Source organism: Methylocaldum sp. GT1BB (genome assembly GCF_051027545.1).
Lineage (GTDB): Bacteria > Pseudomonadota > Gammaproteobacteria > Methylococcales > Methylococcaceae > Methylocaldum.
This window is the reverse complement of record NZ_CP194902.1, coordinates 3,967,561-3,988,355: the sequence shown is the minus strand read 5'-3', so window position 1 is coordinate 3,988,355 and position 20,795 is coordinate 3,967,561. Positions and strand designations below refer to the sequence as shown.

17 protein-coding genes are annotated in these 20,795 nt (G+C 52.1%); 10 read left to right on the top strand and 7 right to left on the bottom strand.

The window, feature by feature from the left end:
- Positions 1 to 974 precede the first annotated feature (974 nt).
- Entirely contained in the window at positions 975 to 1,505 is a 531-nt protein-coding gene (locus ACR2TX_RS19085) for an HMA2 domain-containing protein (protein ID WP_077732092.1), read from the top strand.
- A 130-nt stretch (positions 1,506 to 1,635) separates the two neighbouring features.
- Here ACR2TX_RS19085 and cmoA read toward each other — a convergent pair whose 3' ends face one another.
- Both cmoA and ACR2TX_RS19075 read right to left on the bottom strand, forming a co-directional pair.
- Positions 1,636 to 2,325: a carboxy-S-adenosyl-L-methionine synthase CmoA gene (gene cmoA / locus ACR2TX_RS19080; RefSeq protein ID WP_434130512.1), complete on the bottom strand. Its 690-nt coding sequence runs from the start codon at positions 2,323 to 2,325 to the stop codon at positions 1,636 to 1,638.
- Between the two features lie 41 nt (positions 2,326 to 2,366).
- Entirely contained in the window at positions 2,367 to 3,257 is an 891-nt protein-coding gene (locus ACR2TX_RS19075; RefSeq protein ID WP_434130511.1) for a lysostaphin resistance A-like protein, read from the bottom strand.
- A 535-nt stretch (positions 3,258 to 3,792) separates the two neighbouring features.
- Between ACR2TX_RS19075 and ACR2TX_RS19070 the strand changes: the two genes are divergently transcribed.
- The 7 genes from ACR2TX_RS19070 (at position 3,793) to ACR2TX_RS19040 (ending at position 10,674) form a co-directional block, all read left to right on the top strand.
- Positions 3,793 to 4,293 (top strand): ElyC/SanA/YdcF family protein, encoded by a 501-nt coding sequence (locus tag ACR2TX_RS19070; protein ID WP_166642435.1) that lies wholly within the window; start codon positions 3,793 to 3,795, stop codon positions 4,291 to 4,293.
- Between the two features lie 164 nt (positions 4,294 to 4,457).
- Complete coding sequence (locus ACR2TX_RS19065) at positions 4,458 to 5,516, top strand: hypothetical protein (RefSeq protein ID WP_434130510.1); 1,059 nt, start codon at positions 4,458 to 4,460, stop codon at positions 5,514 to 5,516.
- Between the two features lie 672 nt (positions 5,517 to 6,188).
- Positions 6,189 to 6,782 carry a hypothetical protein gene (locus ACR2TX_RS19060; protein ID WP_168175510.1) on the top strand — a complete coding sequence of 198 codons (594 nt, stop codon included), beginning with the start codon at positions 6,189 to 6,191 and terminating at the stop codon, positions 6,780 to 6,782.
- A 23-nt stretch (positions 6,783 to 6,805) separates the two neighbouring features.
- Positions 6,806 to 6,940 carry a hypothetical protein gene (locus tag ACR2TX_RS19055; RefSeq protein ID WP_434130509.1) on the top strand — a complete coding sequence of 45 codons (135 nt, stop codon included), beginning with the start codon at positions 6,806 to 6,808 and terminating at the stop codon, positions 6,938 to 6,940.
- A 59-nt stretch (positions 6,941 to 6,999) separates the two neighbouring features.
- On the top strand, positions 7,000 to 8,064 hold the full coding sequence (locus ACR2TX_RS19050) for a glycosyltransferase (RefSeq protein WP_434130508.1): 1,065 nt from the start codon (positions 7,000 to 7,002) through the stop codon (positions 8,062 to 8,064).
- A 115-nt stretch (positions 8,065 to 8,179) separates the two neighbouring features.
- Positions 8,180 to 9,349 carry a GNAT family N-acetyltransferase gene (locus ACR2TX_RS19045; protein WP_434130506.1) on the top strand — a complete coding sequence of 390 codons (1,170 nt, stop codon included), beginning with the start codon at positions 8,180 to 8,182 and terminating at the stop codon, positions 9,347 to 9,349.
- A gap of 167 nt (positions 9,350 to 9,516) precedes the next feature.
- Complete coding sequence (locus ACR2TX_RS19040) at positions 9,517 to 10,674, top strand: glycosyltransferase family 2 protein (protein ID WP_077732099.1); 1,158 nt, start codon at positions 9,517 to 9,519, stop codon at positions 10,672 to 10,674.
- 338 nt (positions 10,675 to 11,012) lie between these two features.
- Here the strand turns inward: ACR2TX_RS19040 and ACR2TX_RS19035 are convergent, their stop codons facing one another.
- The 4 genes from ACR2TX_RS19035 to ACR2TX_RS19020 all read right to left on the bottom strand — a co-directional run bounded on the left by ACR2TX_RS19035 (position 11,013) and on the right by ACR2TX_RS19020 (position 15,628).
- Positions 11,013 to 12,401 carry a GumC family protein gene (locus tag ACR2TX_RS19035; protein ID WP_240502629.1) on the bottom strand — a complete coding sequence of 463 codons (1,389 nt, stop codon included), beginning with the start codon at positions 12,399 to 12,401 and terminating at the stop codon, positions 11,013 to 11,015.
- Positions 12,402 to 12,478: 77 nt separating this feature from the next.
- Positions 12,479 to 13,981 (bottom strand): O-antigen ligase family protein, encoded by a 1,503-nt coding sequence (locus ACR2TX_RS19030; RefSeq protein ID WP_139841052.1) that lies wholly within the window; start codon positions 13,979 to 13,981, stop codon positions 12,479 to 12,481.
- 85 nt (positions 13,982 to 14,066) lie between these two features.
- Positions 14,067 to 14,759 carry a sugar transferase gene (locus ACR2TX_RS19025; RefSeq protein WP_133716166.1) on the bottom strand — a complete coding sequence of 231 codons (693 nt, stop codon included), beginning with the start codon at positions 14,757 to 14,759 and terminating at the stop codon, positions 14,067 to 14,069.
- Positions 14,756 to 15,628, bottom strand: coding sequence for a GGDEF domain-containing protein (locus ACR2TX_RS19020; RefSeq protein WP_434130505.1), 873 nt, complete (start codon positions 15,626 to 15,628; stop codon positions 14,756 to 14,758). Before ACR2TX_RS19020 ends, ACR2TX_RS19025 begins: the two co-directional genes overlap by 4 nt.
- A gap of 1,014 nt (positions 15,629 to 16,642) precedes the next feature.
- Between ACR2TX_RS19020 and ACR2TX_RS19015 the strand changes: the two genes are divergently transcribed.
- Together ACR2TX_RS19015 and ACR2TX_RS19010 are read left to right on the top strand one after the other, a co-directional pair.
- Positions 16,643 to 18,088: a lipopolysaccharide biosynthesis protein gene (locus tag ACR2TX_RS19015; RefSeq protein ID WP_077732105.1), complete on the top strand. Its 1,446-nt coding sequence runs from the start codon at positions 16,643 to 16,645 to the stop codon at positions 18,086 to 18,088.
- A 99-nt stretch (positions 18,089 to 18,187) separates the two neighbouring features.
- Positions 18,188 to 18,925 carry a polysaccharide biosynthesis/export family protein gene (locus ACR2TX_RS19010; protein ID WP_077732106.1) on the top strand — a complete coding sequence of 246 codons (738 nt, stop codon included), beginning with the start codon at positions 18,188 to 18,190 and terminating at the stop codon, positions 18,923 to 18,925.
- Between the two features lie 443 nt (positions 18,926 to 19,368).
- Here ACR2TX_RS19010 and ACR2TX_RS19005 read toward each other — a convergent pair whose 3' ends face one another.
- Positions 19,369 to 20,418 carry a hypothetical protein gene (locus tag ACR2TX_RS19005; RefSeq protein WP_133716163.1) on the bottom strand — a complete coding sequence of 350 codons (1,050 nt, stop codon included), beginning with the start codon at positions 20,416 to 20,418 and terminating at the stop codon, positions 19,369 to 19,371.
- Positions 20,419 to 20,795 lie beyond the last annotated feature (377 nt).

Here is a 20,795-nt window from a genome sequence, read left to right as displayed (position 1 = left end):
GCTTTATTGTAGCGTCCGGTCGCATACCGATAAGTTGCTCGAGCGTCCGGCCTGCCGAATCGACAGCGCACTCGCATGACTTACTCCACATTTTTTTCCTTGCGTCTCGCTTTTTCGGCTTTTTTCTCGAAGTTATCCACTGTCAAGACTTGACATGCGTATTCTGTGTAAGCCGTCACTTACAGGCAGAGCATAAGTGCTTGATTTGAAGTTTGCGCCTTAAAAAGTTGCGTAATATCAGTGAGATATGTCAATAAGTGATAATGGCGCGCCATTCTGTAAAGAACTTGGTCAGCTTAATGTAAGGGCTTGAACAGCCGATATCGGCAAGCTTTGTCCACGGACTTATCCACAGGGTTGTCCACGGAAATTGTGGATGAGCGGAAGGCAACTGAAGCTCGGGCCGACGCACGAGATTGCTGTGGGGCGAAACGCCTTAGAGAATTTTCCGATTCGGTGTCAGGGAGTCCAATATGTAGGTCGGCAATCCCTTGCCGACTTATCGGCTCGGCAAAGGACTTTGTGGGAAGGGGCGTCCTGGCGCTCCCAGGACGACCGTTTGCGATTGGAAGGGTCGCGGCTAAAGCGACCGTTTGCGATTGGAAGGGTCGCGGCTAAAGCGACCGTTTGCGATTGGGAAGGGATTGCCGACCGACGTTCTTCCCGCCCGACACGAATCCGTACACCGGGATGAAAAACGCTCTAATCGATACACATGCGGGTCGGGGTCCCCGGCGCTGTTGCCGCGATGATCCGGACGATGGAATTGACCCTGCCGATAACTTCGGAATCTGTGCGTTTCGGTCTGCCGGAATAGGTTCGGCATGGCACTAAAGTGATTGGCAACGAGCGTTTTGAGGCTCTGCGGCGGACCTCTCTCTGTCGATCGAGGACTAGGTGGGGAGCGGGAGATTGCCATTAGGAATCACTGTCTCAATGGTATTGGGCACGATCCGATTGGAGACAACGGCCTCATGAACTCACCCGCAACTCATCAAGCCCGGATCGTCAGCGCCGTGCCGGGCCGGCTGCGAATAAAATCTCGCGGTACCTATCGCAACCCGGCATTACTGAATCGAATAAAGGGCGATTTGGAAGCAAAGCGCGAGATTTCCGGAGTGTACGTCAATCCGACCACCGGAAGCGTTACGGTCCATTACGATTCCGGCCGCTGCGATAGAGCCGGGATACTCAAGTGGCTTCAGGATATCGATGTCCTCGCGGAAGACCTGATGCGTGCACGTTCCGCAGTTCCGGCAACTGCGGAACCCTTGACCGTGATTGAAGCGATCGATGATTTGAATACGCGTATGAGCCGCTGGACAGGGCTTCCGATCGATCTTCGGACGGTGTTGCCGCTGGCGCTTGCCGGAGCCGGGCTCTGGTCCATTGTTCGGAACGGGCTCATGATCGAAAAGGTGCCCGGCTGGCTATTGCTCTGGATGGGGTTCGACCTGTTCGTCAAAACCCGGCCGCACGACCGGGCACGGTCGCCGAGACGTTGAGCGTATTCCGGGCCGGAGGCATCCGGGGTAGTCGTCCCGGTCGGCTGCTCGAGGGAAGTCGCATTGCGGCTGGAAAGCAGACCGCTGCGTACTCGGAACGTCGGCGATCGTCGCGCCGGCGAATCGGAAATCATTTCAATGCCAGCATCCCGCAGAAGTTGTACCAGCGGAAAAAGACGTCGCACGATTTGAAGCCATTCCGCAGCAATAGCTCGCGATTTTCCTCGAGATGGTAGGGAATCAGGACGTTTTCCAATGCTTCCCGCTTTTGGGAAATTTCGAGCTCGCTGTAGCCGTTGCGCTTCTTGAACTCGTAATAATGCTTGATAAACAGACGGTTGATGGTCGAGTCCTGACTGAGCACTTTTTCGACCAGAATGAGGCAGCCGCCGTCGTTCAATCCGTGAGCGATGCTCGAAATAACGCGGTCACGGTTGAGCGGACGGACGAATTGCAGCGTCAAGTTCAGGATGACCACAGAGGCGTTCAGAATGGGAACGCCGTCGTCCAGGCTCAGGCAGATCAGCTCGTAAGTGTGTGAAATACTGTTTTCTTGCAGCTTTTTCCGCGCCTTTTTCAACATATCGGGCGAGGAGTCCACGCCGATAAAGGCAACTTCTGCCGGAACGACCGGATCGAGCCCGATGAACGTCGTGCCGGTCGAACAGCCCAGGTCGTAAAGATTGGTTCCGGGGACGGCAAAATCTCCCGCGATCTCTCCGATCATGCGTTGAATTTCCGCATAGAAGGGGACCGAGCGATCCAGCATGTCGTCGAAAACCTCGGCGGTATCCTTTCCGAAATCGAAATCCGTCACCATTGGACGCTTTTCTTTGAATAAATCGTCTTTAGTCATCGTATTCAAATGGGCTCTTTCGCTAATCTGCCCGGCGACCGCCGATCCTTTTCAGGGCCGGACCGGCGGCGGATGCGGATCACGAGCAGCACGATCAGGGCGCTCATCCAGGCAGCGGTGAGATAACCGATCATCCCGTCGTAAGACCCGGTCAAAAACGACCAGTATCCGTTCGGAACGCCGTTCGTTGCCGCTTTGGTGGTCTTGATGACGCAGACCCACCCGGCATGTATGCCGATGCAGTAGCCCAAGCCCAAGGGAAAAGCCACCCGAATCCAGGCGAGAAAGACTGCCGCGAGGAATAACGCGAGAAAAGAGGAGGGATCCAGGGTTGGAAGAGTGGCCAGGGCATCCCCTACGATTCGAAAACCTGTAGTCCAGTCGACATCGGCCGCTGCGGGTTTCAAGTCGCTGCGCAAGAAATGGAGTAGGGCGAAATAAAAGGAACTGATGGCGACGGCCGATAGGGTTCCGGCCGCTTTTCGAAGTGCGGCGAACAGAACGCCGCGGAAAATCGTTTCTTCTATGATTGCCACGACCAATCCTATGCCGAGTGCCTTAAGTGCGGTCATTCCGAGGCGATGGGTATTCGACCAGGCATCCATATCGATCTCGCGAACGTCCAGGGCGATCAACGCCAAGGCATGAAGGGCGAGCATGGCGGCTCCCAACGGAACACCGACCGCGACCTGGCGAGACAGCTCGGACTTGGTTCCCACCCCGATGTCCGGACGGCGCAGGCTGAAGAATTTCGCCGCCGGAATGATGCTGAGAAGGAGAAGCAAATGACCGCTGCGGTTTACCAGGGTATGAAACCCGATGGCACCATCCGTGATCCAAAAGATCGGGTAGGCGAAAAACGCGGCGAGCGAGGCGCAAAGAAGTATGACCAACAAAGGTGCCAGCACCGCTGAACTAACGATTCTTAGGGAAAGCATGACAAAGGATTTGAAACATTGATGCGCTAAAGCCGATGGCGCGTTAAATGGTCGAAAGTCTATCTCATATGGCGCATGGTGGGTAAAACGGCACCGTTCGGTGGGAAGCCGAGCGTTTCCGAACCCCCTGCTGGGTACAAATGCACGAGCCTGCGAGGCGGCGCTCCTTATGTCGCATCGGGCTTGAGCGACGATTCACCAAAGCAGTATTAATCGCGCCGTCTCCACCTCCGGTGCGGGCGGCCTCGATCGATATCTCTGTGCCTGCACAAGGGTGCCTTTAGGAATGGACATGCAAGAAACGGATTTTACGCGGCGTAGGCTATGTCTTGGTCTGATTCACCGACGTTCATGTTGGTTGCCTACCGCTCACGGTTGGATGGTTCTTTTTCTCGTTTCCTTGAGTTCCGCCGCTTTCATCGTTGGTAGGATCCATCCTTTTTTATCGATCAGCGACCCGATTTCCGGGGGCGGCCTTGTGGCAGAGGGATGGATGCCGGATTACGCGATGGAGCAAGTGATTGCCGAATTCGAACGCGGTCGATACACCCGGCTCTACGTCACCGGCGGCCCTATCGAGAGAGGACGGTTGCTCCAGAAATACGGAACGTCCGCCGAGGCCGGCGCCGCCATGTTGGTCGAACTGGGGCTGGATGCGGATGTAGTCCAGCCGGTTCCGGCGCCGCGGAGCAGGACGGATCGGACGTACATATCCGCTATCGCTCTACGAAACTGGTTTGCTCGGAACGGGATTGAGGAACGCTCGCTGACCGTTGTGTCGCTCGGGGTTCACGCCCGCCGAAGCCGCCTGTTGTTCCAGACGGCTATCGGGCGGTCTATCCCCGTTGGTGTCATCGCCGTCGAGGATGAAAGTCACGACCCGATGCGCTGGTGGCGGTCCAGCGAGGGATTTCGAACCGTAACGGACGAGGCGATCGCTTATCTTTACACTACCCTGATTTTTTATCCTGGAAGGGAGATCATGGCTCGGTAGTGTGACTTGCCGTCTCTACCCCGATCGCTCGAGGTCTTTCCCGTTATGAAGCCTCGATGTGGCGTTCGCTCGTCGCTCTCCACATTGCAAAAAGACGTTCCGTTGGTCTCTTACGGTTTTAAAGAGGGCGGCTCTTGTTTAGAATCGATCAAAAAAGGAGTGTCATGAATAAACAGGATGTTTTGAGGTACTGCCTAGTCAGTATCGTTTTGGGAGCATGTTGCGGTTGCTCTTGGGTTGGCGCCGCGACGCCGCGAGCAGTTGATGATCCGACCGCTCTGCGCGCCAGAGGATCGAAAACAACTAATCCATCTCCGGCAACTACGCGCTATGTTCGTCCGTTCGGCCCGAATGCGCCCTGGAACCGACCGGTGGACGGGCTGCCGCGCCATCCCCAGTCCGATGCCTTGACCAATCGCCTGTGGCAATATTCGCCGTCGCGGGTCGGCAATTTCAATCTGTCCTTCAGCGGCTATACCTATCCGGTGTACATGGCCGGCACCGCGAAAGGCTCTTACCCAGTCCGAGCGCCATCATGGAACAAACTCAACGGTACCAAGATCCCCTGGAGCCCGGATTGGAAGCCCGCGACCGGCTCCGATAGCCAGGTGATCATCCTCGACCCGGACAGAGGGCGCGAATGGGATTTGTGGCAGGCGAGTTTCGATGGGGCCGCCGTCCATGTTTCGAACGGCAATCTGGTGCCGGGCTCGTATTTGACCAAGGAAGACGGCTTCAAGCCCTCGCGCGGCTGCGGCATTCCCTACCTCGCCATGCTGGTGAGACCGGAGGAGATTGCTCAGGGCAAGATCGAGCACGCGCTGTCGATGCCGAGCCGGAACACCGCGAAGACCTTCGTGGCGCCGGCCACCAAGTCGGACGGCCGAGCTACCGACAATGGACTGCCCATGGGCACCCGGTTTGCGCTGAACATCACCGATGCCGAGATCGACGAGTGGGTGAACGCCCTACCGAGCCAATTGACCGGCCAGACCCGTCGGGCGGCGCGGATCATCGCCGTGGCCCTTAGGGATTACGGCTGGTTCATCTCCGACACGGCCGGCGGCGCGCACTTCCAGTTCGAGGACAACGCCACCGCCAAAGCCAAATGGGAGGCGCTGGGCTTGGGGGAGAAATCGATTGGCTGGAAAAACTACCCTACCGATCTGCTCGATGGCTTGCTGACCAAACAGCGTATCTACGCAATCGCTCCTAGTAACTGATACAAGATGTACCGACCGCAGGCTCGGTTGTGGCTGGTGCTCGGACGAAAGAAAGAGAAGGGGAAGCGACGGCCGAGTGTAACACCTGAGGACACGCTGACTCGTGTAAGTAGCCTTTCTTAGGTAGTTGTTCGAGTTTTATATCAGTGGTTTAACCAGCACAATGCACCTACGTATTCGGGTGCACAGGGATGTTTCAAATGGCCGAAAAAGTGACCGGTCTAGACTCTGCATCCAGTCGGTATCTCAGTTTATGCTCAAACGCGTTAAGTTGAGCTTTGCATATTGGTTTTGTTTTTAAGGAGCCTTTAGTGGGCTTCTTAGTTTCGAAATAGGTTGTTTTAGCCGCAACCCTCGCCAGGTAGCTTGATAGGTTAACTCAACGAGTAGGGTTATGCCGGAGTCTGCTGTTGGCAACGACGCTTTGGATTTTTCCCAAGGCAAGGAACGTCGGATAGATGCTGTAACCACCCAACACAGAAACAATAAGAAACACCCGTGGGAGTCAGTAATTTGGTACGACTACATTCGGCTTTGAAGGCAGCCTCGTTGTGGGCTATGAGTTATGCGTCCGGGGTGCACACGCAATATACCCGATTTGCGCTTATCGGGCATGCACGCACGGGTTCAAACCTTTTGTTGGACGTATTCCGGTCCAGCTCTGAGGTCGAGATGTTCCATGAGATATTTAGCTCGGATAACCGGATTATCGGGCAAGGTTTTAATGAAGGTATATCTCGTCTATATAACGAATATGCACGCTGCGTCCGCGCGGTCGGGTGCAAGATTTTTTATAACCACTTGACCAACCAAGAATGGACTGAATTCCAGAAATTGAAGGAATTCAAGATCATCCACTTGATGCGCCGTAATCGCTTGAGGACACTGGTGTCCCTGGCCATCGCATTCAAAACCGATATTTGGCTGCAGAGGAATTTGCGGAAAAAAGTTCCGGTTGACCGAAAGAAAGTCCACCTGGAACCGGGAAATTTAGTTGCGCAAATAATGCAGATCCAAAATTGGGAATCCCAAACACGTGGTCGATTCGCAGACCACGATATGCTCGAAATTTATTATGAAGATTTGGTGGACGACTTCGATAACATAGCCTCGAAGGCAATAAACTTCGTAGGCGCCAAACAATGGAATTCAAATAGGATCGCGTATAGGAAGCAGAATCCGGAGCCGCTTCATCAGCTTATTTCGAACTTCGACGAAGTTAGGGGGGCGTTGAAGAATACGCCATGGGAAAGATACCTTGAATGAGTTTGCCGAACGAGGGAGTGACGATGGATATCGTAGAAATTTCGAAGAAGCTGCTGACTGAAATTGGAGCTCAACTCGATATACATCGCTCGGAGAAAGATATTTTGCCGATCTTAGGTCAAAGGAATTTTAGAGCTAATTCTTCAACAGCTTTTTGAAGGCCATGCTTCGAAATGACCCCATTTTGATTGTCGATTTAGCGAAATACTACGGAGGCGTGGATGTACGCGTTACCGCCTTAGCGCGAATGCTTCACGGCGAACGTCCTTACGCCGTCGCGACTTTGAAGGGCTCGGCATTGCATCATCGCCTGGAAGCCGCTGATTTAGTCTCGTTCCCCGTGCCGTTTGCACGGGGCGATCCGAGAATATTGCTCTATTTGTATCGCCTAATTCGAAAAGGCGGATATAAGGTAGTGGATACTCATAATCCGCAATCCCAGTTTTGGGGGGGATTGGCCGCAACATGGGCAGGTGCAAGAAGTATTTGCACTGTTCACAGTGCGTATGGGCTGGAATACGCCAACACTCTGAAAGGGCGGCTATACGAGCTGGTTTTGCAGTTGAGCTATCGGCTCGGTTTTCACTTTATCGCCGTATCGGAATCGGTACACCAATATCTCGCCGAACTAGGCATTCCATCGACACGAATTTCGCTAATCCACAACGCCATAGAATATACCGAGGAAACATCGGCCGGGCGGGCTGCTCCATTCTTCAAGGAGCTAGGATGGAGTTCCGACGTGTTCGTAGTCACGGTAGTCGGCCGGCTCGAATCCGTAAAAGGTCACAGGTTCTTGTTCGAGGCATTGGCACGCCTGGCGAAGTCCAGGCCTCGGCTACGGTGCCTGGTCGTGGGAGATGGCTATCTGCGCAGCGAATATGAAGAACTGGTAAGGAAGGCGGATCTCGAACAGATTGTCCACTTTGCAGGCTTTCGCAACGATGTCTCCGTCCTCTTAAGCGGCAGCGACGTGTTTTGTTTGCCTTCTCTTTCCGAAGGTCTGCCGTATGCGGTCCTGGAGGCATGCAATCATCGTCTCCCCTTGCTTTTGAGCGGAGTGGGAGGGCTAGCCGAGCTATTCGACCACGGAAAAACCGCGTTTCTTGTTCCGCCAGCGGATGTGGATGCACTGGCGAGAGGAATTTGTTGGCTCATGGATTATCCGGTCGAGGCAAACGGTTTAGGCGAAGCCGCTTTTTACGCTGTCAAGCAGAAGTCCGGTACTAGGCAGATGTACGGGAAGACCTTGGAAATTTATCAATCTGGTTTACCTCTATAGGCACTGAGATATTTCGAGTTAAACCGGTGACTACGAAACGATCGAAATATCACGGGTTTTGCACCATTAACCAATGGAACGGCTAACCGTAAGAACAAGGGCAAGGGATTGCATAATGCGCAGTATTTCGGAAAAGGTAACTATCAAAACGTTCCGAGGGATATCCGGTCTCGAAGAAATCGCAACCGAGTGGGAGTTCATAACGAAGGTTATGGATGGCAAGCGATTTTTTCACCTCGCGGACTGGTACCGTTGTTATCTAAATGCTCTGGAAGACCAGCCCGATACGGTGTTATTCACGGTGGTATATGTAAGCGACAATCCGGAAGCCATTTTCCCACTGAAGATATCATCGCAACGAATATTCGGGCTGAAGATGAGGGTGCTGCAACTCCCGAGCCATCCGCACATGTGCCTCAATGATTTTGTGGTTGCTAAACCTGAACGCGTAAAAACTTACGTGCCTCTCGTTTTAAAACATCTGAAAGAAGTGCCAGGCCTTTCCTGGGACTATATTTATCTCCCGCGTGTCCTTGAAGAATCAGCCGCAGTCACTGCACTAGCTGAACAGTCTAATATCTGGAATGTTCGAAGATCCTGTGGGCAATGCGACTATTTAGTTATGCGTCCTTATAATCTAATGTTTCAAGGGTTTTCGAAAACTTTCAGAAATAATATGAGACGAGCAAAAAAGCGTGCCGAAGATTTAGGAAACATAACCTACACGTCTGCATCAAAGCATCCGGAACTGGGCATGGCTTACGAGGCTTTTTTAGATGTTGAAGCCTCTGGTTGGAAAGGTAGAAAAGGATCTGGTACAGCCATAAAACTAGACAAAAAGCTCGAGTCCTTTTATAGGCTGCTAATGGAACACTACTCCCGATCAGGCGGATGCGAAATTCATATTATGTGGCATGATAAAAAGCCTATATCTGTGGAGTTCAGTCTCATTACGGATAGTACCCTTTATACCGTAAAGATCGGTTATGATGAAAACTATTCATTCTGTAGTCCAGGTCATCTGCTTCGCGAATATCTTATGAATTATTATGAGAACAAGGGTGGAATTAGTTTTAATAATTTGATTACGGATGCATCATGGCATAGTGGATGGAAGCCCCAATTTTACAACGTATTTCACTACTATCTATGTAGGCCGACCGTGCGAGGATGGATTGCTTACGTATATCAAAAAGCACTTCTTGAGATTCGCCCGGTATGGTTGGTGTTGAAGCCGAAGTTGAGGAATTTGAATATCATACCCGGGCGATTCGCTCGTGCTTGACTAATAGGCAAAGGAGTCGCAATTCGTTGAGTAAATACGTAGCAAGTGAAACTTCATGTGTCGTATTAGCAAGGTTGTTTAGAGTGGCCGATAGTTCGATGATTTAGGCCATTCATGAACCTTTCGACACTGTCATCAATGCCGTTAGACAAAGACATCAAGGGATTATGATGTTATCAATTTTTTGGTTATGTCTAGGCTTAATTTGTTACGTCTATATCGGATACCCCATCTTAATTACAGCGCTTGCCTCGGTAAGACAACGTCGAATCGACGCAGCGCCGATTCACCCGACAGTCAGCTTGATTGTTTGCGCTTACAATGAAGAGGATATTATAGGCAGGAAAATTGAGAATAGTCTGTCATTGAATTACCCGGCGCATCTGCTCGAGGTGATAGTGGTTAATGATGGGTCGACGGATAGAACGTCATCAATAATCAGTAAATATACCGATAAACCGGATATCACTATTGTTCACTCCCCTGTGCGGGAAGGGAAGGCTGCCGCGATGAATCGGGCCGCCGCTCTAGCCAAGGGTGAAATCCTGATTTTTTCGGACGCACGTGCCATTTATCGTGCCGATAGTCTAAAGCTTCTGGTTCGGAATTTTAATGATCCAGAGGTCGGATGCGTTAATGGCAACAGGCGTTTGCACAAAAACAGATCGCCGATCTTCGGCTCCGAGAAATCGTATTGGGGCTACGAGGCTTACATTAAAACGAAGGAAACTCAATGCGGGTCGACCGTCAGTGTCAGCGGGGCGATGCTCGCCATTCGCGCATCGATATTCGAGCCTATACCGACCAATATGATTCTCGATGATGCCTGCCTCGCCATGCAGACATTGCGGAAAGGATTTCGAGTCATCTACGATCCGGCGGCGCTGTGTTTCCAAAGTTCGGCGATGTCCACGCGCGACGAGGTTTTGCGAAGGCAGCGCATTACAGCCGGACGCTTTCAGATGCTCCTGGATGCTCGGGCATTATGGCCATGGAACGACAAGCTCGCAATTTTCGAATTGGTATCTCATAAGGTCATGCGTCTCTTCCTGCCGTTCTTCAGTGCCGGTGTCTTTCTTTCCAGCGCGGGATTGATGTTTTTACCGGATACTCCCGAAATAGTGATTGCATTATTTTGGGCCCAAATCGCATTTGGTTTCCTGGCCGTTATTGGATGGATCTCGGAAAAGTTCGGTTGGAAGGTAGGGCTGTTGGGGATTTGGTATTACATCGCGAGCGGAAATTTTGCGTCCTTCCGCGGTCTGGTGAGGTATTCGAAAGGTAGGCAGACCGTTCTTTGGGAGAAAGCGCGCCGTACGGAGTGAGGGCAGATTCGTTCTGCGAGCGCTTTCCTTTTCGATGGTGAGTTCGGTCTGCTGATGAAGCGGTTACGACTCCGGCAAGCGGATCGCAGCTTCCAAGGACGTTCGATCAGTGTTGTGGCTGTGGGGCGTGGGGCGCACGGATGCCCTGAGGCCCATCGAGACGGCACGACGATAGTCCGCAGGAAGTCAGGCGCCGACGGATCGTCCATCGAAAGGAGGTGCACAGCCGTCGAGCGGGGTAGGGCGGCCTCGAGACCGCCCATCCGCTGACGACAGCGGGTTTACCCAGCCGAGTGTGTCCACTGTTCCCAAATGCCGGCCACTCCGTTCGAAGGTCTTTATGGGGACGGGATTCGAGCCAGGACCGGCACGCCGAGCTTTTCTTCGACACCTTCCGGTGTGTAAAGCCCGCGTCGCTTCAACTCAGCAAAGTAGGCCACGATGAAGGCAGCCAAAAGCCCAAAAAGCGCACCAACCATTACCTTTAAGAGTCTTGCCGCGTTTAATGGCTTCGGAGATATCGTGGGCTCCTGGAAGACGCGGACATTGGTAACTTTCTTGAGGTCCAGTTCTTCGGAAATCTTGGTTTCCTCGAGTTTGCTCAGATAATCACGATAGAGGCCTTCCTTTACCGCTAGCCGCGTTTCAAGATTAAGCAATTCTCCCTTATGCATATTGATGACCGATAGTTGATCGTTGACCTGCCTCAGGGTCTGCTCGGCATCCTTAATGGTTGTCTGGACGCTCAGCAATTCGGGCTCGAGGTGGGTCGTTTCCAGTTCCAGCGCCCAGTAAGCCTGGTTCGGCTGACGCCGAATCTGCGCCGCTTTTTCCTCTTCGTTCTGGCGCATGAATGCCTTCACGTTATCGATGTCTTGTCGAACTTCACTCACGGTCCTGCTGTTTTCATTGTATCTCCGCAAAAGCTCCTGCTCCTTCAGCTGAAGCTCGAGGAGCCTTTGCTGCGCAAAGTCCACCCCCGTGGACAACGGATCATTCCGCGGAACCCTGTTTTTCAACTTTTGCAGAGCGGCCAATTTATGAGACAGTTCATTAGCCCTCGATTTGGAAAGCCGGAGCGTTTCCTCTACGGCTGACTGTCTTTGCAACAGTAACCGTATCTGTTCGTCGACGTTAATTATCCCGTACTGTTGCTTGAAGTCGCGTAGACTCTGCGTGGCTTCTTGCAGGCCTACGGTGTACTCGGCGAGTTTTTGCTCGAAAAACGGAGCGCGGGACTCTCCGTAAATTCGGACGTGCTTATCGATAAAACTGTTAACGAGCAAGTCGACGACCCGCTTCGCGACAACCGAATCCGGATGGGCAAAATAGACGTGGATGACGCCCGAATTTTTCACGCTTTTGACGGCGAGAGCTTTGTCGAAATTCAATAGCGCCGCATCCATTACGGATTGATCCTGAGGATTTGCGTCTTTAAGTTCAGGGTATAGCGTTTTGATGCCTATCGAAGTGATTACTTTTTGCCGTAAGTCTGTGCTATTCAGAAGCTCCGACTCCGTGTTGAGCAATTCCTCCATTTTGAATTCACGCCTAGAGCTACTATAGGGGCCGCTGAATTCAGGTATGTATTTGTACTCACGACCCAGGTTGAACAACAACGCGGCATGTGCCTCATAAACCGGTTTTTCAAGAATTGCGGTAATTGCTCCAGCCGATAAGGCTACTAAGAAAGCCACCAAAGCCTTGCGTTTATGCCTGATCACCATGGCGACCAAATTAGAATCTCGTATTTGACGATTAGAGAGCATCACTGTTATATCCCTATAGTGAGTTATTGAAAAAGTTAAGTAGAGAGCGAACGCTTACCAGAGTGAGCCATTTCCCACTCGGCTGCTTGCGGTAAAGAAAGGGCAATTCCCATCAGAATCCAAAAATATTTTGGATAAGAGTCGTGCAGAAACAAGCTGCTCACAAGAAAACCGAAAACTCCTATGCTAAAGGCAGTTACCAAAGTTGCATAGTCGTGGCGTCCTGCTTGTTCGAACGTGTATCTTGCCTGCTTCAGGCTCTTGACCATAAACCATAGCAGAGCTCCGAAACTCACCAAACCGATAAGTCCTCGTTCAGCGGCTATCTGAAGATAAAGACTATGTGCGTTTCGATTTTCGCCGCGATTCATAAGGTGTAAGTCCTGGCTATAGCGCTGGAAATTGAAAACATAATTACCGGCTCCAACTCCGAACAACGGGTTATCCGCGAACATACGCAACGCGATTTGCATCTCCGCCTTGCGTCCGTCGACCGAAATGTCTGCGGCGCTGGTTTCGGATGGATCTTTCTCTCCGGAAAACGTGGCGACCATATCGTTTATACGAGTGACATAAGCACTCGGAGCAAGGGCGAGCAGGCAGATTAGTACGGCGAGGCCTGATGTTAACACCTTGGGAGAAACGCGAATGTGCATAAGTGCAAGGCACAGCATTCCGAATATGCCCACAAGTGCGCCGCGAGAGTAGGTGAGACTGATGGCCAGGAGTACCAAAGCGAGCGTAATTGCCGCTAGCGGGCGAAGCAACCGAATGGGTTCGTTTAACAGCCGCTCGATACATAATGGCACTATGGGTAGAAGGATGAGGGCATAGAAATTGGGGTCGGTCAAAGGGCCCGATATCCGATAATCGCCCAATTCCTTTGCGAGCTCATCATATTCGGCATTTGCAAATCCAGCGAACTTGAACCAATAAGCACCAGTAACAAATTGGGCAAAATTCATGGATACTAAGAATAGTGCACCGAATCCTAGTGCCCAAATCAAGAGCCTAAACGAGGCGGCAGTTCGTGATATTAGTATTATGAGAATACAAATCATTCCTTCCCTGATGTTATTGAAGACGAATTCCTGTGCGTCCCGAAAGTAGTCCGAATAGGATAACGACGCCAAGACGAGCAGCATGTATATCAGGACGAGCAGGGCCGGTTTGGCGGCTCCAACGGGTCTATCGCCACCGATGAAGCGAAGCGTGAATGCGGTGAGCAGCGCGGCGCCGTACAACTTAGTCGGCGATGGTGCACCGTGCTCGATGGCGACATCCGAGGCATTCGTATAAATGATGAATGTCAATGCCGCCAAACCCCAGTCGGTACGTGCAAAAGTGAGAACGGCGGCTGGAATTCCGACAAACACGACAATGAACATCAGTGCCAATTGAAGAGCTTCCAGTTGGGAAATCAATACAACCGGCACCAGCGCACTCGTGCCTAGGGCCAAAAGATCCCATTTTTGTGCGGCGATCCGCCGCCCGATCCCTTCAGGTTGGGATAGCCAAGTCCATGGTTTTGCAGACACTCTTTTCTCCTTATGTTCGATCGAAAATTGCACTGTTCTCCCTTAAGGGAACAATTTGCATTGCGAGCCCGTCCGGCTCAGTTTGCTAACAACCGAGTGAGCGCCGGGTCAGTATTACCTGGAAAGTTCGCAGAAGGATTTCCAGGTCGAGTCGGAGACAGGCTCGCTGAATGTAAGCGATATCGAGTTGTGAGCGTTCGTCGAACTCAGTCTTATTTCTACCCAGAATCTGCCACAAGCCCGTGATTCCCGGTATTGCATCCAGGCGTTCGGTTTGCCAGAGCCGGTAGGTTTCGGGGCGGAAAGATGTCGGCCGTGGTCCGACTAACGTCATTTGGCCGAACAAGAGATTAAAAATTTGCGGGAGTTCATCCAGGCTCGTTTTCCGCAATATCTTTCCTACGCGGGTTATCCGCGGGTCATTCTGGATTTTGAAGTCCGGCCACTGTAGTTCGTTCAAGTGCATGAGTTCACATTTGAGCGCTTCAGCATTTGGAACCATGGTTCTGAATTTAAAGATACAAAACCGATAGCCGTTCTTACCGGTCCTTTCTTGTAAGAAGAAAATGGGATCTCGTGGAGATTCCAGTTTAATGAACAATGAAATAATTAATATTAGCGGTATCCATAATGGACTCGTAAGTATTACAAATAGCATGTCGAATAGCCGCTTGGCTATCAAGTAACCCTGGTTATTTGAGATTCTTAGTCTTGGCTTGAATCGACCTAACCAGTCGAGATCATTTCCATATCGCTCTCTTAGCGTTGGGGTAATCATGCAGCTTGCTCCTCGGTTTCTTCGACAGGCAGGGGCTGCTTGCCATCCACGATATTTGACTCGGCGGTTTTGATTAAGGCTTCAAGTGTGAACCCATCGCTTGGAAAAGACGCTGCACCAACCGATACGGGAAGGTCCAGATCCTTCTTGGCGCTCGTTTGTATCCGTTGAGCCACGGTATTGCATGCTTCGAGACTTGTTGACGGACACATGATTAACAACCGGGAGTCATGCTCGGTACACATTACGATCATGTCGCTGCGTCGAAACCCGGCGACGATCCGGTTTATCAACTTTACCGTCAGATAGCGCTTCAAGTAGCGTTCGGCAAGCTCATGAAATATCATTTTTCGATAGTGGGATAGCGAGTATTTGTTAAGGTTTTCCTTCACGTCTAATACGATAACGCTAAGCGGATTTCCGGATCGCCTGCTTTGATAAAGATATGTATTGATTTCATTCATGGAGTCCGGGAGCTTGGCGATCGGTTTATGCAGATCTTTCAAGAGCATGCTTTCCAGTTCCTCTGAAACGTAAGCCATCCACCTGGCGACGGCATGGGAGAAATACACCGATATACTCAGAAGAATGGTTTCTAAAAAACCGAAGATGTAATTATTGTATTGGGTATTATGGCGTGCCGATAAAGCGAGGTTTGTACTTATAACTAATAGGAGAGGCAGGTATATGGAATGTTTGGTCCAGAATTTCCAGCCCGCCACGATAGTGAGCACCGACAAGGCGGCTAAAATTTTTGTGGGAGTGGAGATGCTGGCGATCGAACCCGTTCCCAGATCTAAGGTATTTAGGCCGAAAAGTATAAAGACAGTCGTAAGCAGACCAAGCAAGTCCTTTGAAATAGATTTCATTTGCAAACACTCCTTTTCTGCAAACTTTATTCTCTCTATCTGTCCGTTAAGATTCTCCGAATAGTGAGAGGGCGCTGCATCAAGTCCTTGTGCTGCGCGCAATCGCTGTATGTATTTTTACCTCCGATAAATTGAACGATAAGCCGTCAGGATAGCTCCAAGGCGGCGGGTTTGACTTCCGCGCTTCGGCCGGCTGTGCGCAGGCGCTAAATTCACCTTGGGTGCAGCGGAATGAATGTCGACGTCGACAGCTCGAGCGATCGGGACCGCTTCAAAGCCGTCATAATGCAGATCGAAAGTTTTGCTGCACTCCGACAAATTTAGATGAGCTAGAGGACGGTATTCAACATCGTGATGCAGGAACGGCCAGGCAACGAGACCGGCCGGAGAGTAACGCGGCCGCGACAATCCGCCTGCACGGCAGTGTCTCGGGTTCGCGTGAATGGGGGTGCTGTCCATCGCCAGACTCCAAAAGTCGATTATCCTCCCTGGGACGGACCGGGACTGCGCGAAGTCCGGCCGAATGCGTTCACTATATCAAACAGTCGCGTAATCAGAATAGACAAAAATCAACAAAAAATCGGCTTTTCGAAGCTCGATATTGTTAAGAATAACTTTGTTTGAATCTTTCCGCTGTCCCGGCAGTCCAACTGGCCGATAGAGGTTCAACTAAGTCATAGCAACTGAGCCGGTTTCGAAACATGCGACGACGGCCAGTGTAACAAAGGCGTTAAGCCGCCACTCGCCCCGGTCGAGATAACAGCCAGGAGGAACTCGGCGTGATGCACGCAACGGGCGACGTGTATCAACAATACAATAGGGAATCGCATCTCTTGGCGTATCGGCAAGATTTATATTAGAGTACGAAGCGCCAGTCGGTTTGTGTATCGCACGATGAACAAGGAGGGCAGACCGGTAGGGTTCTGCCTTAATAGTGCTGTAAGCAGAGTTGGGACTTATGACATGACGTCATAAGAATGGCCTGCGAACGAATTCGCGACAAGGGATTGAACAATGATTCATGCTGGCAGAAAGACCGTACATGCCGTGGCGTGGAACTACGCGTCTTTTGCACTGAGCAAAGGCGTCGTACTGATCACCATGGCAGTACTTACCCGGCTCTTGCCACCCGAAACCTTCGGGATAGTCAGTCTAGCGACAATCATCATTTCATACTTTTCGCTGCTGCAAGACTTGGGTTTAGGAAGCGCCCTGATACAGCAGCGAAACGATGTACAGGAAGCGGCGAACACCGTTTACGCTGCGAATCTGGTCATCGGAATTCTTTTTTTTCTTTTTACCTTCGCCATAGCTCCGGCGGTTGCCGTCTTTTTTCGCGCACCGGCGGTCGAGCCGATGTTGCGGATACTTGCTTTGACGTTCCTCATCGATCCTTTCGGTTCGGTCCACATTGCGCTTCTTCAGCGGGATTTGGCGTTTCGCAAAAAGCTGATACCGGATCTCGGGCGATTGCTTATCAAAGCAGTTGTCACGATCGTTCTTGCCGTCAAAGGATTCGGGGCATGGTCGCTGATCATCGGACAGCTATCGAGTTCGCTTTCGGGCGTCATCCTAGCGCGCATCGCACTGCGGCAAAAACTCAGGATGCGCATCAAAAAGCCACAGCTTGGCCGCCTTTTGAAGTTCAGCATACCCTTCATGGCATTTAACCTGATTAACGCACTTGTATCGAATATCGAGTTTATCGTTATTGGACGAACCCTCGGAGATGCGGCGCTCGGGATATATTCGATAACTTATCGTATCGTCGATCTACTGATTATGAATGTGTGGGTGGTATTGGCGGGAGCGATGTTTCCCGCGTTAGCGACGATACAGCACCAGCCCCACTTGCTGCGACGAGCATTTCTTTCGGTAACCCAATACGTTCAGGTTTTTATTGTTCCGATCTCTCTCGGTCTCATTATCACAGCGGAACCTATAGTCAAGGTTTTGCTCGGGGCTCAGTGGTTGGGCGCGATTCCGATTCTCCGGTTGCTGCCTGTTGCATTTCTTATTTTCTCGATCGGAACGACAGCGGGTGATATCTATAAGGCAATTGGACGCCCGGCACTGTTGTTAAAAATGGGCATACTACACATCATAATACTGATTCCTTTACTTCTCGTGGGTGTTCAATACCAGCTCGTAGGGGTGGCATTGAGCCTAATCGCAACGGCATTCCTAGTAAAAATCGTTCATTTGTTCGTAATCGTACGGGTGATAGGGGTTACGGTGTCGGAATTGATGCGCGCACTCAGGCCGGCGTTTGTCGGCGGGACCGCGCTCACCATTGTTACCACCCCGCTGGTCTACAGCATCGGCGATCAGCCTCCCGTGGTGCAACTGTTGGTTGCCGGAGTAACGGGAGCCGCCGCTTATTTCGGAACACTATGGCTTTTAGAAAAGGAGGTCGTTATTAAGGGAGCAAATACGATACTCGATGCCGTCAGGCGTTAAGGCAGCGAAAGAATGCTAGATGTCGAGCTTTCGTAAACCAGGTACCGAATTACGTCACGTATTTTTGTAAACCACGACTTATCTAATGGACAGGATGCTATGAACGGAGTCAACCCGATTGCGCGAGGTCGCAAAGCTATTTCCGGTCGTCTGGCAGGGCTGATGACGCTGATCATCATCATGGGCTGCTATGGGTGTACGGTTAACCGGCCCGTCCTTGATCCCAGCGTAGCATTGGCCGAGGTGGAGAGCAGGTATGAGGTTCCGCCTAATTACATCATTCAGCCCGGAGATCAGCTGGACGTGAAATTCTTTTATACCCCTGAGTTCAACGAGTCGGTAATCGTGCGGCCGGATGGCAAGATTTCTCTCCAACTGATCGACGACGTGCAGGCGGCAGGGATAAACCCGGCGAAGCTCGACGAAGTTTTGACGAACGCCTATTCCGGAGAGTTGAAAGATCCTGCCGTCACGGTGCTTGTCCGGACGCTTACCGAGCCGAGGGTCTACTTGGCGGGCGACATCGCAAAGCCCGGATTCATCACGGTAAGAAACAAGATCGGGGTCCTCCAAGCCATAGACGAAGCCGGGGGATTCCTGGAGACTGCAAATATCAACGATGTCACCGTCATCCGAAAAGGACCCAACAACCAACCGTTGACGCATGAAGTCGATGTGGAAAATATCCTCGACGGCGAGTTAAGCGATTCGGATTTTCTGCTTCAGCCTACGGATGTCGTTTTTGTGCCGAAGCGCGGGGTGGCGAAGGTTGCGGGTTTCATGGATCAAATCCGGAAAATACTGATGCTCAACGGGCTCTTCATACCGCTGTTTTGAGGTTTGAGGAAAGGACCAGCAGTATCTGGAACGATTTAGGACCGTCGGCGGACTGTTCCGCCTATGAGATCGCGAGCGACTCGCGCCTCATGACGCATGAGCAGCCTGAGGGAAAGGTTGGCGAAACCGATTTTTCCGGTGTTCGGTTGATCTATGAATGCATCCCGGGGCGAGAAAAATCCCGCCCGAGGATGGATCGACGTGGCCGAGTGTCGAAACCCGGCTGAGGGAGAGTTCGGAGTAGTGCTGAGCCGACCGACGATTATCGCCTCTCGCAATCGAATCGCGGGGAGGCGGATACGGCGACGTGGGTTCAGAACTGCTCGGCTTGGGCTAGCCCAGTCGGTATTTACCCTGCGTGCGGTCTCACTTTGAGAGGGAACGGACGAACTGTCTTATCTCGAGAAAACGCGCACGCAGGGTTTCCGTACCGATAAGCTCGATCAGTATTGGTCGCTAGGAGCTATCGCATAGATACGCTGTTTGGTCAGCAAGCCATCGAGCAGATCGGTGGGATAGTTCTTATAGTTGATGTATTGCTCTCCCAAGCCCAGCGCCTCCCATTTGGCTTTGGCGGTGGCGTTGTCCTCGAACTGGAAGTGCGCGCCGCCGGCCGTGTCGGAGATGAACCAGCCGTAATCCCTAAGCGCTACGGCGATGATCCGCGCCGCCTGGCGGGTCTGGTCCGACAATTCGCTCGGCAAGGAGTTCACCCACTCGTCGATCTCGGCATCGGTGATGTTCAGCGCAAACCGGGTGCCCATGGGCATACCGTTCTGGGTAACCCGACCGTCCGACTTGGTGGCCGGCGCTACGAAGGTCTTCGCGGTGTTCCGGCTCGGCATCGACAGCGCGTGCTCGATCTTGCCCTGGGCAATCTCCTCCGGTCTCACCAGCATGGCGAGATAGGAAATGCCGCAGCCGCGCGAGGGTTTGAAACCGTCTTCCTTGGTCAAGTACGAGCCCGGCACCAGATTGCCGTTCGAGATGCGAATCCGGGAGCCGTTAAAGTTCACCTGCCACAAATCCCACTCCTGCCCGCTGTCCGGGTCGAGGATGATCACCTGGCCATCGGAGCCGGTCGCGGGCTTCCAGTCCGGGCTCCAGGGGATCTTGGTACCGTTGAGGTTACCCATCCCCGCCTGGACCTGGTAAGAGCCCTTCGCGGTGCCGGCCATGTACACCGGATAGGTATAGCCGCTGAAGGACAGATTGAAATTGCCGACCCGCGACGGCGAATATTGCCACAGGCGATTGGTCAAGGCATCGGACTGGGGATGACGCGGCAGCCCGTCCACCGGTCGGTTCCAGGGCGCGTTCGGGCCGAACGGACGAACATAATCGTCGGCGGCACCGGCCGATTGAGCCATGACCAGGGTCGCTGCTATCGACAGGCCATGGACGGCTTTGCGTACGATTCTATGGCTGCGACCGTCGGCAACTCGTTTTTCGGCGCATTTGGCTGAAGGAAGGTAAGAGTTTACAAATTTCATGGTTTCTCCCGTGGGATTTTTTCGCTACAAATTCGAGGCATAGCGGCTCTTCGCGGCCATGCCAGGTTATGTAAGCTTCAGTGCGACGGCTGATCTAAACCGCCGTAATCACCGAGCTTTAGCGTCCCTGGGACCAACTCCATCATTCCTGACAGGTTCAGCGTTGGTCGAACTACCGGCTGTTCAAGCAGTTCCATTCGTTTTCCAAAAGTACGAGCCCCCCCTTTTAAGCTATGGCTGAATCCCATGTGTCTTAAGTACCGCTTCGAATAACTCAGTGATGAAAAAGGCATCAGCCACGTTTGATGAAGGCAAACGTCGGTGACATTCATTACTGGGTTATTCAAGGCTGATTGAGTAGGCCCGAATGTTTTTCG

Bases quoted from the DNA above. Each gene is read 5' to 3' on its own strand.
- ACR2TX_RS19010 (WP_077732106.1), top strand. From the start codon at position 18,188: ATGAACGGAGTCAACCCGATTGCGCGAGGTCGCAAAGCTATTTCCGGT.
- ACR2TX_RS19005 (WP_133716163.1), bottom strand. From the start codon at position 20,418: ATGAAATTTGTAAACTCTTACCTTCCTTCAGCCAAATGCGCCGAAAAA.
- cmoA (WP_434130512.1), bottom strand. From the start codon at position 2,325: ATGGTGACGGATTTCGATTTCGGAAAGGATACCGCCGAGGTTTTCGAC.
- ACR2TX_RS19025 (WP_133716166.1), bottom strand. From the start codon at position 14,759: ATGATTACCCCAACGCTAAGAGAGCGATATGGAAATGATCTCGACTGG.
- ACR2TX_RS19015 (WP_077732105.1), top strand. From the start codon at position 16,643: ATGATTCATGCTGGCAGAAAGACCGTACATGCCGTGGCGTGGAACTAC.
- ACR2TX_RS19035 (WP_240502629.1), bottom strand. From the start codon at position 12,401: ATGGTGATCAGGCATAAACGCAAGGCTTTGGTGGCTTTCTTAGTAGCC.
- ACR2TX_RS19070 (WP_166642435.1), top strand. From the start codon at position 3,793: ATGCCGGATTACGCGATGGAGCAAGTGATTGCCGAATTCGAACGCGGT.
- ACR2TX_RS19085 (WP_077732092.1), top strand. From the start codon at position 975: ATGAACTCACCCGCAACTCATCAAGCCCGGATCGTCAGCGCCGTGCCG.
- ACR2TX_RS19020 (WP_434130505.1), bottom strand. From the start codon at position 15,628: ATGAAATCTATTTCAAAGGACTTGCTTGGTCTGCTTACGACTGTCTTT.
- ACR2TX_RS19060 (WP_168175510.1), top strand. From the start codon at position 6,189: ATGTTCCATGAGATATTTAGCTCGGATAACCGGATTATCGGGCAAGGT.
- ACR2TX_RS19040 (WP_077732099.1), top strand. From the start codon at position 9,517: ATGATGTTATCAATTTTTTGGTTATGTCTAGGCTTAATTTGTTACGTC.
- ACR2TX_RS19055 (WP_434130509.1), top strand. From the start codon at position 6,806: ATGGATATCGTAGAAATTTCGAAGAAGCTGCTGACTGAAATTGGAGCT.
- ACR2TX_RS19045 (WP_434130506.1), top strand. From the start codon at position 8,180: ATGCGCAGTATTTCGGAAAAGGTAACTATCAAAACGTTCCGAGGGATA.
- ACR2TX_RS19065 (WP_434130510.1), top strand. From the start codon at position 4,458: ATGAATAAACAGGATGTTTTGAGGTACTGCCTAGTCAGTATCGTTTTG.